Here is a 15,000-nt window from a genome sequence, read left to right on the forward strand (position 1 = left end):
CAATGCAATGACAACAATGTTAGAAACGACAACAAAAAACTATCGACAACGTCCACAAGCCAAAGGCATTTCTGTACGTCGCCCGCAGTTTAATGCCAATGCGATTTCGAGGCATTATTTTGCCAACTCACCTATCATGTCACATTTATTGACTGCGCTATCTTCAACCTTTCCGATTGGTGAGCAATTCTTTGTGCATAGTGTACGCAATGTGCGTGATCGTGTCCAAGATCAGACACTTCAAGCCGAAATTTCTGCGTTTATTGGGCAAGAGGCGATGCATTCTAAAGCACATACTGAGTTTAATGATGCTTGGCGCCGAGATGACTATCAGTTGGATCATTTTCAAAATTGGCTTGCAAGACAAGATGATAAAGTCAAAGCATTACCCAAGAAAACACAGCTTGCCATTACCTGTGCATTTGAGCATTTTACAGCATTGCTTGGCGGATTCATTTTACGTCATCCTGAGATTTTGAGTAGCCTCGATGAGGATGCGGTCAAGCTATGGATTTGGCATGCGATCGAAGAAGTAGAGCATCGCGCGGTGGCATATAACACCTATCAAGCGATTTATGCTGATCATGCCATGCGTCGCAAAGTGATGCGTACAGTAACCTCGGGCTTTGCGAGTTTGACTTTTTATTCTGCCAGTCGATTGTTTTGGCAGGATAAATGGAAAAGTCTGCCGAAAATTGGCGGTAATGTCTTTGGCGTGTATCTGATCGCAAAAATGTTGATTCAATTATTACCTGAGTATTTGTCTTATTATCGAGATGATTTTAATCCTGAGCAGATCAATTACGATCAAGAGTTGACATTTTGGAAAGAAAAACTGGCTAAAGAATATGCCATGCAAGGATTTGATGCGGTGCATCGCATTTTGTGAAGTGATATACAAATTGAAATAGAAAGATCATTTTGAATTGATACAATGAGATAACTCAAGAAAATTAAGTAAGCGTGAACAACGCATGGGTGATCGAATGAATGCATTAAAAAAAATGATGACAGCAACTGCTTTGGTGGCGAGTTTGAGCTTAACGGGGTGTGGCTATAATACGCTCCAAGTCAAAGACGAAGCCGTGACCGCATCGTGGTCAGAGGTGGAGAACCAATATCAACGTCGTGCCGATCTGGTGCCAAATTTGGTCAATGTGGTGAAAGGCTATGCGGCACATGAAGAGCAAGTCCTCACCGAAGTGACGCAAGCTCGCTCCAATGTTGCAGGGCTCAAAGTTGATGCGGAAGTGCTGAACGATCCTGCACTTTTTGAGAAATATCAACAGGCACAAGCGCAGCTCACAGGGGCGTTGTCACGTTTGATCGCTGTATCAGAAAACTATCCAGACCTCAAAGCCAATGAGCAATTCCAAGCCTTACAAGTCCAACTCGAAGGCACAGAAAACCGTATCGCAGTCGCACGTAATCGCTATATCAGCACGGTGCAAGACTTCAACAGCTATGCTCGCCAGTTCCCGCAAGTGATGACGGCAAAAGTGATCGGCATGGATACCAAGCCTAACTTCAAAGCTGAAGCGGGTGCAGCGACAGCGCCAAAAGTCAGCTTTGAATAATTGATGGAATGCTTTTCAGAGCGATGATGAGTGAAATCAAGCGAGTTCAGCCGATGAATCAAGCCATACGAATTATTTTTGTGTGGCTTGCACTGTGTGTCAGTCTTTTTCTGAGCACAGCGAGCTACGCCGAACAAGCCGTTGCGGTCGATAACGATGTAGAAGACATCATCGTCGCTGGAAAAGTCTTACAAGATCATCAAGCAATTCCACAGATTAATAGTCAGCAAACGAATCAAAACGCAACATCAACCCAGAGTTCAAATCAGCAAACAAACAACCAGAATCAATCAACAAGCACGTCAACCACAGCAACTGCTACAGATAGTGCATCGCCAGATGAAAGTATTGTACAGCGTGAATTGCCCGCACAGCTCAATGCGCCAATTATTGATCAAGCCAATGTGCTGAGTGCGGCGCAAAATGCTGAACTAAGCCAAAAAATTCAAAAGATTTACCAAGAGGGTAAGGCGCAGATTGGTATTGTCATCGTGCCAAGCACAGGGCAAGAAGATATTTTTCAGTATGGCATGCGTGTTGCCGAAGAATGGAAATTGGGTTCGGCAGAGCGTGATAATGGTCTGCTCATCGTGGTGGCGCTGAATGACCGCCGTATCCAAATCCTGACAGGTTATGGCTTGGAAGGTGTGCTACCTGATATTATCAACCATCAAATCATAGAAAACCAAATCAAACCGCAATTTAAACAACAGCAATATGCACAAGGTTTAAATGATGCACTGACGGAAATTGATCGTGTCTTGAGCCAAGACCCCGAAGTTGCACAACAAGCGGCTGAAGAGTTGAAGCAACGTCAAGCCCAAGCCCATCAACAACAGCAAGCGCAAGAAAGTACACTCGGATTATCATTATTTATCTTGATATTTTCGGTGCTTGCATCGGCATTTTTCGGTCGTAAACTGACAGCGTTGGGTGCGGGTATCGCAGGTACGGCACTTGGTATGTTTAATGGGATTGGTTTAGTCATGAGTCTTGCGCTCGGTTTTGGCATGTTTTTCTTGGTCATTAGCTCACTGGCGCAGATTTTATTCCAAGCATTTCTCAGCGGTGGCGGTTCAGGTCGAGGTGGTGGCGGAAGTAGTGGTGGTGGAGGCTTCGGCGGTGGCGGAGGCTACAGTGGTGGTGGCGGTAGCTTTGGCGGTGGAGGTGCATCAGGCTCATGGTAGATCAAGCAACGCATCAGACCGATGGTGAAACGGTAATTGCGACAAAACGCCATCACGACCAAACACAACCCAGTTTAAAACGCTGGTTCAAACATCTGTTTTATTTTAAATCCAGTAAAAGCGTCATTAATCCTAGCCAAGCACAGCAAATTGCCGATGCTATCCGTGATGCTGAGCAGGGTCATCGTGGTGAAATCCAAGTGATCATCGAGGGCAGTCTGCCGAATGCAGTCGCCTTTGAACACAACTGCCAGCAACGTGCCGAACAACTCTTTGCCGAATACCGAGTCTGGGACACCGAATATAATAGTGGGGTGTTGATTTATCTCAATCTGTGTGAGCATGATGTGGAGATTGTCGCAGACCGTGGCATTCACCAAGCGGTCACGGCTGAATATTGGCAAACTGTTTGTCAGTCGATGTTACCGTTCTTCAAAGAAAAACAATTTGCGGATGGTATCTGTCATGCTGTCGCACAGTTGGGTGAAACACTGAATCAGTTTTATCAGCAACATGAAAGTAAGGATTTGGCACAACAGCCTGATCCGCAGGGGAATGAATTGTCTGATATGCCGAAATTGTTGTAGAAAGATAAAAAGCACTTGTGAAGATAAATGATTGTTTTTTGAAAAGGGTAAATACTGACAAAAAACGTCAGTAGCTAACGCTAAAAATGTGATAAAAATCACACTAAAAAATATTTTTAAAAAATATGTTGCGTAACCTGCTGTTTTATAATATAAAATCAAACCTGCATAAAGTTGGCACAACTTATGCAATAAATACAACATAGCGAAATAGTCGCTAATAAAGCGAACAAACAACTTATTCTCTAGGGAGAACTCTATGAACGCTCAAAAAGGTTTTACACTCATCGAACTCATGATCGTTGTAGCGATCATCGGTATCTTGGCAGCAATTGCGATTCCTGCATATCAAGATTATATCGCTCGTTCACAAATGACAGAAGCAATGTCACTATCTAGTGGTCTAAAAACTAATGTAACAGAAACTTATGGTCAAATCGGTACATTCACAGGTATTGACTCTGGTTCAAATGGTATTCCTGCTTCTGCAGACATCAAAGGTTCATATGTAGATAATGTAGCTGTAGATGATGGTGTAATTACTGCAACAATGGAATCTTCTGGTGTATCTAAAGGAATTCAGGGCTCAACTTTGACACTTACTCCTACTGATGCTACTGGTTCTGTAACCTGGGCATGTACATCTAATGCATTACAAAAATATCTTCCAAAATCATGTACTGGTTCTTAATTCGTTATTGATTTCATTAATAAGCTCTCTAATTTAGAGGGCTTATTTTATTTATGAGTATGGGAATGTTTGATTTATCGATTATTAAAAAATATAAGTATCCTATTTTTATAGGATTTAATCTTTTGTGGATTTGGGCACTTCTAAGCCCAAGCATTTATTATTTTGACGATAATTATCGTGCAGCAGGCGGCTATTATAATTGGGGTGGGGATTTTCGACCTTTTGCAGATTGGTTGTATTATTTGCTCGGATTAGGTAGGCGCTTTACTGATTTAACGCCATTACCTCAAATCATATCTTTATTATTTTTATATTTGATAGTTTCCCACTATGTGAATAACTTTTTTGATACTTGGAAAAATTTTGAAGGATGGTTGGTATTTTCACCGATTTTTTTAAGCCCATTCTTACTATCAAATTTATACTTTAGATACGACTCACTTTTTATGATGCTTGCTGTACTATTCTCTGTGCTAGCAATACATTTTGTTAATCAAAAGAGGTATATATTTGCAACTTGTTTATTGTATTTTACATTAGGTCTTTATCAGCCAGCGATAGTGGCGTATGTCTGTACGGCACTATTTGTTATTTACAAGTTAAATTCTAATAATTCCTATAAATCATTTCAGCTATGGTTTAGACAGTCATTGTTATATTTTGTGATTTTTGCAGTTTCACTTGTTTTGTATTATTTCACTATTATGAAGTTTACAACAGATTTTAATTGGTATTCAACGACACACTCACAAATGTCTATCGCAAATGCTGTGCCAAATTTAACTGTAGCCATAAGAGAAATATCTATATTATTTCAAGGTGATAGTGGATATATTTATTTGGTAATTTTTATATACCTATTACTGTTAAATGTAATTTATTTTTTTAAGCTATTTTCTTATCTAGGGTTAATTGCTTTCTTAATAGTTCATTTTTCTTTTGTTTGTACTGCTGCTGGAGTAAATTTATTTTTAGATGTTCCTCGATTTGAATATCGGACATTTATTTTTTATGGATTTTATACCAGTTTTTTATTGCTATCTGCTTACAAAATTATTTTGTATTACAGGCTTTATAAGTGTAATTGTTTTCTACTTTTCTTTGTGAACTTTTATTTTTTATCAATTTCACTTAATGTATCTAATGCACAAAAATATAAAGAAAATTTTGATGATATGGTGATTTTTGATCTTCTTGAAACTATTCATAATAATAAATCAATAAATAAGAATACTACAATAATTTTTTATGGAGAATCTACGCCTTACACTGTGCAACAAATAGTCTATAAATATCCTGTGATAAAAAATATTATTGCTAATGGGTCTTATTACACTTATAAAATTCAAAATTTTTTCCCATATCAGCTTAAATATATTAAATTTCGTGGCGATAAGGAGAAATTTGAATACTATTTGGAAAAAAATAAAAAATTTGAAATTGTGGATGATCGGTTATTTTATTATATAGCATCAGATTCAAATAATAACTTGTTGATATATTTTAAGCCTTTAGAGAAAGAGTAGGTTGATGATATTTTTTATAAGATATTTTCTAATTGGGGTTTTAAATACATTGATACATTGGCTTGTTTTTTTTGCTTTTTATTGCTTTATGTCAAGTCAAGCATTTTGTAATTTTATGGGATTTAGTGTTGCTTGTTTTTTTTCATATGTCTTGAATTCAATATTCAATTTTAAAGCCAAGATGAGGTTTAAAAAATTTATCATCTTTTATTTTATGCTAGGGACAATAAGCCTTTTGGTCGGTTTTTTTGCTGATCGAGTGGAGTTGACGCCACTTCTGACATTGGTTATAACATCAGCTATTAGCTTCTTTTTTGGTTTTTTTCTATCAAAAAAAATGGTATTTGGAGAATGAATGAAAATCTCACTCGTTGTACCTGTATTTAACGAACAAGAAACCATTGATATTTTTTATTCAACTATTCGATCTAATCGTTACTTTTTATCATACGAAGTTGAAATTGTTTTTGTCAATGACGGTAGTACAGATTTTACCGAGCAAATTATTCATACGCTTGCGAGTACGGATGAACTTATTGTACCCCTTCATTTTGTGCGCAATTTCGGTAAAGAGCCTGCACTGATGGCTGGATTGGAATATGCAACAGGTGATGTGGTGATTCCGATAGATGTTGACCTTCAAGATCCTGTGGAGCTAATCCCTCAGATGATCGAGGCTTGGAATAATGGTGCAGAAATTGTCCTTGCAAAACGCATCAACAGAGACAGTGACTCACTGTTAAAAAGGTCTACAGCATATTGGTTTTATAAACTACATAACAAAATAAGCTCTCCAGCACTTGTAGAGAATGTTGGTGATTTTAGATTACTTGATCGCACAGTTGTCCAGCAAATTTTGCTGCTTGCGGAACGCAATTTGTTTATGAAAGGAATATTTTCATGGGTAGGTGGTAAGACGGTGGTATTAGAATATGTTCGAACAGCACGCGTCGCAGGTCATACAAAGTTCAATGGATGGAAATTATGGAATTTGGCGATCGAAGGTGTGACGAATTTCTCAACTTTGCCACTACGTGTTTGGTCATATATTGGTTTTTTTATTGCATTATTTGCATTTCTATACGGTGCTTGGATGATATTGCAAACGCTAATTTGGGGGAATCCTGTTAAGGGGTATCCTTCCTTGTTAGTTTCTATTTTATTCTTGGGTGGTGTGCAATTAATCGGTATTGGCGTATTAGGTGAATATTTGGGACGCGTATATACCGAGGTAAAGCAACGACCTCGATATATATTAAAGGAGTCAAGCAGAAAATTATCAGATACCAGTACACGATTTAGGTAGATATTTCTGAGGAATATCTGTAGATGTACACTTCCAAATACTTGTTGCTGGGTTGGCTGTATCAGTGAGCATTGAGAAGCTCAGCGTCTTCGCTTGAAGACCTTTTGATACGTCTGAATTTTTAAAAGTCAATGAAACTGAACATTGATAACCTGTCAACGTGGTTAAATCAATAGTTGAAATATACCGACTAGAAATTGTATTACTGGAAAGTCCAAGCTCGGTTAAAGTAGGGCAGCTTGCTGTTTGCCAATAAATATCACTGACTTGATTTTTATAGCCACTTGCAAACATGAGTGCTTCCGAAACCTGAGATCGAGCAATATAGTCTTGATATGCTGGAATGGCAATCGCAGCTAAAATACCAATAATTGCTACCACGATCATGAGCTCTATTAAGGTAAAACCTCTTTGCATTTTGAAATACCCCTATTTTATAAAATATTTTGCAATAATAGTGCCAATAAAAAAAGTTTTATAAACAATGTATTGGGTTTGCGCTGTTAAAATAGCATGGAGCAAAATGCCGACAACTGACAAATATCGCAACAAAATGACAAGTATTAATTTGATGTACAAACTGTATTGAGTATCATAGACTTACATTTTATGTTGGTGCCTGGTGTCGAGTGAAGTCTAATCGTGTGAGATTTTTAGCGAGTCATTTATTCATTTCGTTTTTATTTGCGCTTGTTGTAATCTTAATTGTATTTTTTATTTGGTATCCTTATCCTTTAGCTAAAGCTACAGGGGTAACACATATATTTTTAATATTGATATTTGTGGATATTATCATGGGACCATTACTGTGCTTTGTGGTCTACAATGAATCTAAAAAATCATTAAAGTTTGACTTAGGGGCAATTATCTTTCTTCAATTGATTGCGTTGATTTATGGAATGAACTTTATCGCTGCAGGTCGACCAGTTTGGATTGCTTATAATGTTGATCAATTTGAGTTGATTCGTAATAATGAATTGGTGATTAATTCAAAAGAAAAAGGAACAACATTATTTCAAGCGACATGGTTTAAACCTAAATATGTAGGTGTTCAATTTTCTACAGATCAGAAGATAAAGTCAGATGATATGTTCGATGAAATTTTTAATGGCATTTCAATTGCACAAAAGCCAGCTAGATATGTGCCATTTACGCAAGTCTCAAAGATGATAAATGAAAAAGCACAGGAATTAAGTTTACTTAACAAGTATAATGATCCAGAGCTTGTATGGAAGGTTATTGAGAAAAACCCTTCTGCAACGGCATTCGTGCCATTGAAAGCCAATGCAATAGATATGACTGTACTTATTAATAAAGAAAAAGGCGAAGTGGTTAAAATCGTCGATCTTCGACCGTGGAAATAACATTGAAATTAGCACAGAAAAAATCCCGCACACAGCGGGATTTTTTAAGAAAAAGAAAAGATTATTCCTCTTCCATATTCTTCTGAATAAAGTTTTCAATACCGACTTTACCGATCAGATCAAGCTGTGTATCCGCCCAGTCGAGATAATCTTCATCTTTCTCTAAGATGCTACGAAGCAAGTCGCGCGTCACATAGTCCATCTCTTGTTCAGCCATCACGATCGCAGATTGTAACGCTTCGATATTTTCTTTGACCTTGCGTACATCACATTTCAGCACTTCTTCGGTATGCTGACCAATATACAGCTTGCCTAGATGTTGTAGGTTTGGCAGACCTTCTAAAAATAGAATACGCTCAATGACTTTATCCGCATGTTTCATCTGACGGATCGATTCTTTATATTCCGCTTCGCCAAGACCTTCGATGCCCCAGTCGTTAAACATGCGAGAGTGCAAAAAATACTGATTGATCGCCGTCAACTCATGAAAAAGCACTTGATTGAGCTGTTGAATGACTTGTTTACTACCTTGCATGATCGCACTCCAAAAATATAAAAAAATTCAAATCACTTAATTTATAAATAGTCTAAGCGTTTCATGGTGGATGTGCGAGGACTTTTTAGAACGGCAAATGAGAATAAAAATGAATATGGCTGTGAACAAAAAATTATCGTGTATCTGAAATATATCCTTTGAGGCGGCTATGCTATAGTGATTGATCAATGAACAATGCCACGCAGGTGGGATATGAGCTTTGCGAACAAACATCGGATCGATGCACAACAATATATCCAAGGTGAATTAAATAGCACCATCAAACATGAATTCATCAATGGTGAGGTTTTTGCCATGGTCGGTGCTAGTGCAATCCATAATGTGATTTCAGGAAATATATTTACCACATTGAATCTTCACTTAAAAGGCAAGCCATGTCGTCCATTTATGAATGATATGAAGGTGCGTATTGCCGACAATTTTTATTATCCTGATGTCATGGTGGATTGTTCAAAATTGTCGCCCAATATGTATTTTGTCGAAACGCCAATTTTGATCGTTGAGGTGCTGTCTGCATCAACCAAAAGCTATGATAAAACATTTAAATTACAAGAGTATCAGCGCATTCCAACGCTTCAAGAATATCTGATGGTCGATCAAGAGCGTCAGTGGGTTGAGTTGCGTAGTCGCTTAGATGATTGGCAAGCGCAATATTATGAAATGGGCGATGAATTGATTCTACAGTCGGTCGGCTTAAAGCTGTCAGTTGCAGAGGTCTATGATGGGATTGAATTCTAAAAAATATGGATCAATTAAACTTCACTTAAAACACTGAAAATAATAAAAATAAACCCATCTTGAGTCGAGGTGGGGGAGGAGTAGTTTGCGCTTATCTTTGTTTATTGTTGTAGTTTGAATGATTCACTTATGCTGCAACAGAAATTCGTGCTGCAATTTGCGCCAGTTCATCTGAAATGAGCGCTTTTGCTTCAGGTGCACATTTACCACAACAGGTACCAAGATCCAGCATTTCACGCACTTCACGATAGCTCTGTGCGCCATTTTGCATGGCATCTTTGATGTCTTGATCGGTAATTCCACGGCATAAACAAATGTACATCAGATTAGACCTGAGTGTGAATTGGATAAGTAATATTATTGATAATTGTTATCGTTTGTCAATCAATTTCATTGTTTTTTATGTTAATCACGATTGGAAAAAAAGATCACAAGTTAAATTTTGATCGATAACTTGTGACCTTGTTTTTAAGGACTATATTTAAGATACTGTTTATATTGAAAAATTTAATTATTGATACACACTATTCCATCCATCTCGACCAAAGCCCCTTTTGGGAGGCTTGAAACGCCAAGTGCTGCGCGAGCGGGGTAGGGTTGGGCAAAATATTCGCCCATGATTTGGTTGACCAATTGAAAATGAGAGAGGTCGGTTAGGAAGATATTGAGTTTTGCAAAATCAGCGAGACTAGCATCTGCGGCAGCACAGACTGCTTTGATATTGTCGAATACACGTCGAATTTGTGCCTCAATCCCATCGACAAGCTCCATGCTATATGGGTCAAGACCAATCTGACCTGAAAGATATAAGGTGTTGTCTACCAAAATCGCTTGTGAATATGTGCCAATCGCAGCGGGTGCATGTTCTGTGTGGATCACTTGACGTGTCATGGGAGAGTTTCTCCTGTTGTGTTTATCGATGAATGTGTTGTTTAGCTTACTTTTGCAGATTGATGGTTTGCAAAAGGCATAAAGAGTCGTGTAATTTTTGGAAAATGCAGGGTCATGCGTAATTCTCGAATGATACTTGCAAGATGACGTCGATCATTGACCACAATATTAAAATAGGTGGTTTCATTTTCATGTTGAACCGCTTCGACCCCTGCATTGGCTTTACGTGCATGGTAAATCGCCTCAGAGGTTTGTTCATCATCGAGCAGTTCATCAATGGCAAGATAGGCATGGAAGCGAGCACCTTCAGGGTTTTGATCATACCATGAAAGCGGCATGATGTTTTCGGGATGCTTATGTTGCTCTTGCTGTAAGTTATTGCATTGGGTGCGATGTACGATCAGTCCACGACGCGTGAGGTGTCCCATGATCGGATCACCAAAGACAGGATTACAGCAATGTCCATATTTGACTTCGACACCTTCAGTGCCTTGGATCAGCACCAGCGTATTGTCAGTTTGTGTGGATTGCTGATGATGTAGTCTATTTGCCACCAACTGTGGTAAGAGGTCACCTACGGCAATTTGCTCAAATAACGCATCTTTTGTTTCCACATGTCGCCATTCTAATAAACACTGCCAATCTTTATCGGAAAGCTGATCAATCGAATCATTAAACATTTTTAAGGCACGATTTAAGGCTTGCTGACCAATCAAGATCTGCTCATCCACATCTTGCTCACGTAAAATATTTTGGATGGCACGACGTGCTTTTTGTGTGTTGATAAAGCTGAGCCAATCTGGATTTGGCGTGGCGAGCACATCAGTAATAATTTCCACCACTTGACCATTCAGAATTGGCGTGGAAAGTGGTTTTTGCACACCGTTGATTTTACACCCAACTGCATGATTGCCTAAAAATAAACTGGCAGCATAAGCAAAATCGACCGCAGTTGCGCCACGAGGCAACTCATGGATATGCCCTTGTGGTGTGTAGGCGATGATTTTTTCTTGATGCAGATAATCGAGTAAGTCGTTAAAAGTGGTCTTGGCACAGCTTTCGTCAATCAGATCATTGAGACTCTGTAAGGAGGCTTGGATCGCAGAGCGACAGGCTTGCGGGGCAGCATCGCCGAGTACCATGCCAAAACGCGCGGTTTTGCGCATCAGCTCGGTTTGAATGTTCAGCGTTAAAAAGGTCTTATCGCCTTGTAACTCTAATAATAAGGCTTGATTACCGCCAGGCATCGGCTTGCGAATATGATCGGTGTAGCTGATCGTGGTGAATTGTTCGGTGAGGTGTTTGAACAAATCGTCACAGTCTTGTACCCGCTGTAAAATAATATCAAAGGCATGGCTGTTGGTGAGTTGATTGAGATCAAGTTTGTTTTTAATAAAATGGCGGAGTAAGTTGGTATTGTTATTTTTCTTTTTAATGCGACCTTCGATATTGTTTTCAGTGAGGATTTGGTGCAGTCGCTGATCCCAAATATTCTGATATTCTTCACGCTTCAGCTTTGTTTCTGAGAGTGCTTGCTGAATACTGGCATACATATCGATGTCAAGATTTTGATAACACAGATCTTCTAGCCAATCTCCCATCTCATTCATACCGACCAGTCGTGCCATTGGAACATAAATTTCAAAGGTTTCACGGGCAATGCGTTCACGCTTATCGGGGCGAAGCGCATCGAGCGTGGTCATATTATGATAGCGGTCGGAGAGTTTAATAATAATGACACGTGGATCTTGTAAAGTCGCCTGCAAAAATTTACGGAACGACGCCGCTTTGTTGTATTGCTTGTCACTGGAGCTGGTGAGCTTAGTCACGCCATCAACCAAATGCGCAACTGTGGCATTAAAGCGCTCGGTGATTTGCTCTTTGCTGACCTCAGTATCTTCAATCACGTCATGCAGTAATGCTGCTGCCAAAGTGTCTGCATCCATTCGCATGTGCGCAAGTAAGCACGCCACCGCAATTGGATGGAGAATATAGGGTTCGCCACTTTTACGCGTCACTCCTGCATGCGCTTCATCGGCGAAGTCGCTAGCCTCCATCACCAGCTTTACTTTTTCAGGTGCTAAGTAAGGCGTAATGATGGATTGGAGTTGTTGCTTGGCATGGCTGACGGCATCACCTGGCATAGAAGATGGATCCTAAAAACTGAATGTCGCAAAAATAAAATGAATCTTATAATGAAAAACAAATTGACCTTTTTGTCAAATGTTTTCTATAGAAACGCCTAAGATTTAAGCGAAATGTACAACAAATATTGAAATCGTTTGATGAGAGTTTGGCTTAGCAGGTGAGCCAAGATGTATTTATTCAAACAGGGAAGCAAAAAATAAAAAACACCAATGCGAAATACATTGGTGTTTTTTGATTTAAAGCATCATTTTTGAAAAAGATGAAACGCCACAGCGAGCAATTCAAGCGCTTTAAATTAGAAACTAAAGTTATCGAGATTGATTGCATCGCTTGATAAAGCAAGATCAAACTGATTGTGATCAAGATCTTGATCACGTTGCTTTAAGATGTCTTTATTCACATGACCTTCAGCAATTTCACGCAGTGCCACTACAGAGGGTTTGTCATTGTCCCATTCTACAGTTGGTTCTACGCCTTGACGTGCGATTTGACGGGCACGTTTGCTCGCAACCAGTACCAACTCAAAACGGTTGTCTACATTTTCCAAGCAATCTTCAACAGTTACGCGTGCCATGATCTGCCCTGTATTCTCTGAAATTAAAATAGTCGCAAATTATAGCCAAATTGCTGATCTGACTCAAGCTGAAAATTTTAATCAAGAATCAGTAATTATTTGCCTTTGGGGCTAAGTAGATTCTGAATCAAATCACCGTGACGGTTGGCTTGCTGAGCAAGGGTGAGGCGATTGGCGATAATCACTGACTCAAGCTCATGCAATGCACGATCAAAAAAGTCATTGATGATGATATAGTCAAAATTGACATATTGTTGCATATCAGAGACAGCACAGCTTAGGCGATGTTCGATGACTTCGACGCTGTCTGTGCCACGATTCGACAGGCGCTGACGCAGATCAAATTGGCTTGGTGGTAGGATGAATATTTGAATGGATTTTGGGAATAAACGACGTACTTGCGCTGCGCCTTGCCAGTCGATCTCTAATAAAACGTCATGCCCTTGTTTCAGTTGTTCTTCGACTGTGCGCTGCGACGTCCCATAATAGTTGCCAAAAACTTCGGCATATTCAATGAAACCACCTTGCTCAATTTGGCTTGTAAAGCTCTCTTTGTCGGTAAAGTGATAATGAATGCCATCCAACTCACCATTGCGCTTCGGGCGAGTCGTGTGTGAAACGGACACATGCAGATTGCTGGAGCGATCCAATAAGGCTTTGACCAACGAGGTTTTGCCTGTACCAGATGCGGCAGCCACCACAAAAAGTAGACCTGACATGTGTAAATTTCCTGTATCATCGTATTTGTTGTAGATTGTAGTAGAATGTCTTTCAAAACAAAACCCAAAACACCGATCATTTGATCAAACCATTGCAAAACGACTAGGTGAATCATGCAAATACTTTTGGCGAATCCTCGAGGCTTTTGTGCAGGCGTAGACCGTGCCATCGCCATTGTGAATCGTGCGCTAGAATGTTTTGGTGCGCCGATCTATGTGCGTCATGAAGTGGTGCATAATAAGTTTGTGGTCGATGATCTCAAGCAACGTGGTGCGATCTTTGTCGATGAGCTCGATCAAGTGCCTGATGATGCGATTGTGATCTTTAGTGCGCATGGTGTGTCCAAAGCTGTACAGCAAGAGGCTGAACAACGCCAACTCAAAGTCTTTGATGCAACTTGTCCGCTGGTGACTAAAGTGCATTTCGAAGTGACGAAATATTCTCGAGAGGGGACGGATGCGATTTTGATTGGTCATCATGGACATCCTGAAGTCGAAGGGACGATGGGGCAATATGATACCAAATATGGTGGTCAAATCTATTTGGTGGAAGATGAGCAAGATGTGGCTGACTTACAAGTGAGTCACCCAGATCGATTGGCATTTGTCACTCAAACCACATTGTCTATCGATGATACATCCAAAGTGATCGAAGCCTTGCGTGAAAAATTCCCTAAAATTCAAGGGCCTCGTAAAGATGATATTTGCTACGCCACACAAAATCGGCAAGATGCCGTGCGTGATTTGGCAGAGCGTTGCGATGTGGTGCTGGTGGTCGGTTCGCCAAATTCATCGAACTCAAACCGTTTACGTGAGCTTGCAGAGCGTATGGGGAAAAAAGCCTTTCTCATTGATAATGCAGATGAAATGCATCAAGACTGGTTTGGTTCTCAAAGTAAAATTGGCGTGACGGCTGGCGCATCAGCACCTGAAATTTTAATTAAACAAGTGCTTGAACGTCTGCAAGCATGGGGCGCAAGCTATCCTGAAGAGTTGGCTGGTCAGGAAGAACATATTACTTTTAGTTTGCCTAAAGAATTACGCATCCAAACCACCGAAGTTACAGAATAATATTTTGCACGTTAAGTGCGTTCTGAATAATAACTAAGGGAGCATGTGCTCCCTTTAAATCA

Annotated in this window: 18 protein-coding genes; 11 read left to right on the forward strand and 7 right to left on the reverse strand. The window is 39.7% G+C overall.

What is annotated here, in order from left to right; genetic code table 11:
* Positions 1-7 precede the first annotated feature (7 nt).
* The 8 genes from BLQ60_RS08525 to BLQ60_RS08560 all read left to right on the forward strand — a co-directional run bounded on the left by BLQ60_RS08525 (position 8) and on the right by BLQ60_RS08560 (position 6,877).
* The gene (locus BLQ60_RS08525) at positions 8-889 is read left to right on the forward strand and encodes a metal-dependent hydrolase (protein ID WP_092618884.1); all 882 of its coding nucleotides are present in this window, start codon (positions 8-10) and stop codon (positions 887-889) included.
* A 97-nt stretch (positions 890-986) separates the two neighbouring features.
* Positions 987-1,577 (forward strand): LemA family protein, encoded by a 591-nt coding sequence (locus tag BLQ60_RS08530; RefSeq protein ID WP_092619545.1) that lies wholly within the window; start codon positions 987-989, stop codon positions 1,575-1,577.
* Between the two features lie 26 nt (positions 1,578-1,603).
* Entirely contained in the window at positions 1,604-2,764 is a 1,161-nt protein-coding gene (locus tag BLQ60_RS08535; protein ID WP_092618887.1) for a TPM domain-containing protein, read from the forward strand.
* Entirely contained in the window at positions 2,758-3,351 is a 594-nt protein-coding gene (locus BLQ60_RS08540; protein ID WP_092618890.1) for a TPM domain-containing protein, read from the forward strand. Before BLQ60_RS08535 ends, BLQ60_RS08540 begins: the two co-directional genes overlap by 7 nt.
* Before the next feature lie 259 nt (positions 3,352-3,610).
* On the forward strand, positions 3,611-4,042 hold the full coding sequence (locus tag BLQ60_RS08545; protein ID WP_092618893.1) for a pilin: 432 nt from the start codon (positions 3,611-3,613) through the stop codon (positions 4,040-4,042).
* Positions 4,043-4,107: 65 nt separating this feature from the next.
* On the forward strand, positions 4,108-5,571 hold the full coding sequence (locus tag BLQ60_RS08550) for a glucosyltransferase domain-containing protein (protein WP_171259086.1): 1,464 nt from the start codon (positions 4,108-4,110) through the stop codon (positions 5,569-5,571).
* A 4-nt stretch (positions 5,572-5,575) separates the two neighbouring features.
* Positions 5,576-5,926: a GtrA family protein gene (locus tag BLQ60_RS14270; RefSeq protein ID WP_092618899.1), complete on the forward strand. Its 351-nt coding sequence runs from the start codon at positions 5,576-5,578 to the stop codon at positions 5,924-5,926.
* Positions 5,927-6,877 carry a glycosyltransferase family 2 protein gene (locus tag BLQ60_RS08560; RefSeq protein WP_092618902.1) on the forward strand — a complete coding sequence of 317 codons (951 nt, stop codon included), beginning with the start codon at positions 5,927-5,929 and terminating at the stop codon, positions 6,875-6,877.
* Here BLQ60_RS08560 and BLQ60_RS08565 read toward each other — a convergent pair.
* Positions 6,851-7,294 (reverse strand): pilin, encoded by a 444-nt coding sequence (locus tag BLQ60_RS08565; RefSeq protein WP_092618905.1) that lies wholly within the window; start codon positions 7,292-7,294, stop codon positions 6,851-6,853. The genes BLQ60_RS08560 and BLQ60_RS08565 overlap by 27 nt on opposite strands.
* A 227-nt stretch (positions 7,295-7,521) precedes the next feature.
* On the opposite strand from BLQ60_RS08565, the gene tfpZ reads away from it, so the two are divergent.
* On the forward strand, positions 7,522-8,241 hold the full coding sequence (gene tfpZ, locus BLQ60_RS08570) for a TfpX/TfpZ family type IV pilin accessory protein (RefSeq protein ID WP_342028145.1): 720 nt from the start codon (positions 7,522-7,524) through the stop codon (positions 8,239-8,241).
* Positions 8,242-8,302: 61 nt separating this feature from the next.
* Here tfpZ and bfr read toward each other — a convergent pair whose 3' ends face one another.
* Positions 8,303-8,776, reverse strand: coding sequence for a heteropolymeric bacterioferritin subunit Bfr (bfr, locus tag BLQ60_RS08575; RefSeq protein WP_092618910.1), 474 nt, complete (start codon positions 8,774-8,776; stop codon positions 8,303-8,305).
* A 213-nt stretch (positions 8,777-8,989) separates the two neighbouring features.
* On the opposite strand from bfr, the gene BLQ60_RS08580 reads away from it, so the two are divergent.
* Positions 8,990-9,535, forward strand: coding sequence for a Uma2 family endonuclease (locus tag BLQ60_RS08580; RefSeq protein ID WP_092618913.1), 546 nt, complete (start codon positions 8,990-8,992; stop codon positions 9,533-9,535).
* Between the two features lie 127 nt (positions 9,536-9,662).
* Here BLQ60_RS08580 and BLQ60_RS08585 read toward each other — a convergent pair whose 3' ends face one another.
* The 5 genes from BLQ60_RS08585 to gmk all read right to left on the reverse strand — a co-directional run bounded on the left by BLQ60_RS08585 (position 9,663) and on the right by gmk (position 13,867).
* On the reverse strand, positions 9,663-9,857 hold the full coding sequence (locus BLQ60_RS08585) for a bacterioferritin-associated ferredoxin (RefSeq protein ID WP_092618916.1): 195 nt from the start codon (positions 9,855-9,857) through the stop codon (positions 9,663-9,665).
* Positions 9,858-10,042: 185 nt separating this feature from the next.
* Positions 10,043-10,426 carry a RidA family protein gene (locus BLQ60_RS08590; RefSeq protein WP_092618919.1) on the reverse strand — a complete coding sequence of 128 codons (384 nt, stop codon included), beginning with the start codon at positions 10,424-10,426 and terminating at the stop codon, positions 10,043-10,045.
* A 41-nt stretch (positions 10,427-10,467) separates the two neighbouring features.
* Complete coding sequence (locus tag BLQ60_RS08595) at positions 10,468-12,570, reverse strand: RelA/SpoT family protein (protein WP_092618922.1); 2,103 nt, start codon at positions 12,568-12,570, stop codon at positions 10,468-10,470.
* 299 nt (positions 12,571-12,869) lie between these two features.
* On the reverse strand, positions 12,870-13,148 hold the full coding sequence (gene rpoZ / locus BLQ60_RS08600) for a DNA-directed RNA polymerase subunit omega (RefSeq protein ID WP_092618925.1): 279 nt from the start codon (positions 13,146-13,148) through the stop codon (positions 12,870-12,872).
* Between the two features lie 95 nt (positions 13,149-13,243).
* Positions 13,244-13,867 (reverse strand): guanylate kinase, encoded by a 624-nt coding sequence (gmk, locus tag BLQ60_RS08605; RefSeq protein WP_092618928.1) that lies wholly within the window; start codon positions 13,865-13,867, stop codon positions 13,244-13,246.
* Between the two features lie 114 nt (positions 13,868-13,981).
* Between gmk and ispH the strand changes: the two genes are divergently transcribed.
* Positions 13,982-14,938 (forward strand): 4-hydroxy-3-methylbut-2-enyl diphosphate reductase, encoded by a 957-nt coding sequence (gene ispH, locus BLQ60_RS08610; RefSeq protein WP_092618931.1) that lies wholly within the window; start codon positions 13,982-13,984, stop codon positions 14,936-14,938.
* Positions 14,939-15,000: the final 62 nt, after the last annotated feature.

Origin of the sequence: Acinetobacter marinus, assembly GCF_900096915.1 — a bacterium.
Classification (GTDB): domain Bacteria; phylum Pseudomonadota; class Gammaproteobacteria; order Pseudomonadales; family Moraxellaceae; genus Acinetobacter; species Acinetobacter marinus.

Bases quoted from the DNA above. Each gene is read 5' to 3' on its own strand.
- BLQ60_RS14270 (WP_092618899.1), top strand. From the start codon at position 5,576: ATGATATTTTTTATAAGATATTTTCTAATTGGGGTTTTAAATACATTG.
- rpoZ (WP_092618925.1), bottom strand. From the start codon at position 13,148: ATGGCACGCGTAACTGTTGAAGATTGCTTGGAAAATGTAGACAACCGT.
- BLQ60_RS08590 (WP_092618919.1), bottom strand. From the start codon at position 10,426: ATGACACGTCAAGTGATCCACACAGAACATGCACCCGCTGCGATTGGC.
- gmk (WP_092618928.1), bottom strand. From the start codon at position 13,867: ATGTCAGGTCTACTTTTTGTGGTGGCTGCCGCATCTGGTACAGGCAAA.
- BLQ60_RS08535 (WP_092618887.1), top strand. From the start codon at position 1,604: ATGAGTGAAATCAAGCGAGTTCAGCCGATGAATCAAGCCATACGAATT.
- BLQ60_RS08545 (WP_092618893.1), top strand. From the start codon at position 3,611: ATGAACGCTCAAAAAGGTTTTACACTCATCGAACTCATGATCGTTGTA.
- BLQ60_RS08565 (WP_092618905.1), bottom strand. From the start codon at position 7,294: ATGCAAAGAGGTTTTACCTTAATAGAGCTCATGATCGTGGTAGCAATT.
- BLQ60_RS08580 (WP_092618913.1), top strand. From the start codon at position 8,990: ATGAGCTTTGCGAACAAACATCGGATCGATGCACAACAATATATCCAA.
- ispH (WP_092618931.1), top strand. From the start codon at position 13,982: ATGCAAATACTTTTGGCGAATCCTCGAGGCTTTTGTGCAGGCGTAGAC.
- BLQ60_RS08550 (WP_171259086.1), top strand. From the start codon at position 4,108: ATGTTTGATTTATCGATTATTAAAAAATATAAGTATCCTATTTTTATA.
- BLQ60_RS08525 (WP_092618884.1), top strand. From the start codon at position 8: ATGACAACAATGTTAGAAACGACAACAAAAAACTATCGACAACGTCCA.
- BLQ60_RS08540 (WP_092618890.1), top strand. From the start codon at position 2,758: ATGGTAGATCAAGCAACGCATCAGACCGATGGTGAAACGGTAATTGCG.
- BLQ60_RS08560 (WP_092618902.1), top strand. From the start codon at position 5,927: ATGAAAATCTCACTCGTTGTACCTGTATTTAACGAACAAGAAACCATT.
- bfr (WP_092618910.1), bottom strand. From the start codon at position 8,776: ATGCAAGGTAGTAAACAAGTCATTCAACAGCTCAATCAAGTGCTTTTT.
- BLQ60_RS08595 (WP_092618922.1), bottom strand. From the start codon at position 12,570: ATGCCAGGTGATGCCGTCAGCCATGCCAAGCAACAACTCCAATCCATC.
- BLQ60_RS08530 (WP_092619545.1), top strand. From the start codon at position 987: ATGAATGCATTAAAAAAAATGATGACAGCAACTGCTTTGGTGGCGAGT.
- BLQ60_RS08585 (WP_092618916.1), bottom strand. From the start codon at position 9,857: ATGTACATTTGTTTATGCCGTGGAATTACCGATCAAGACATCAAAGAT.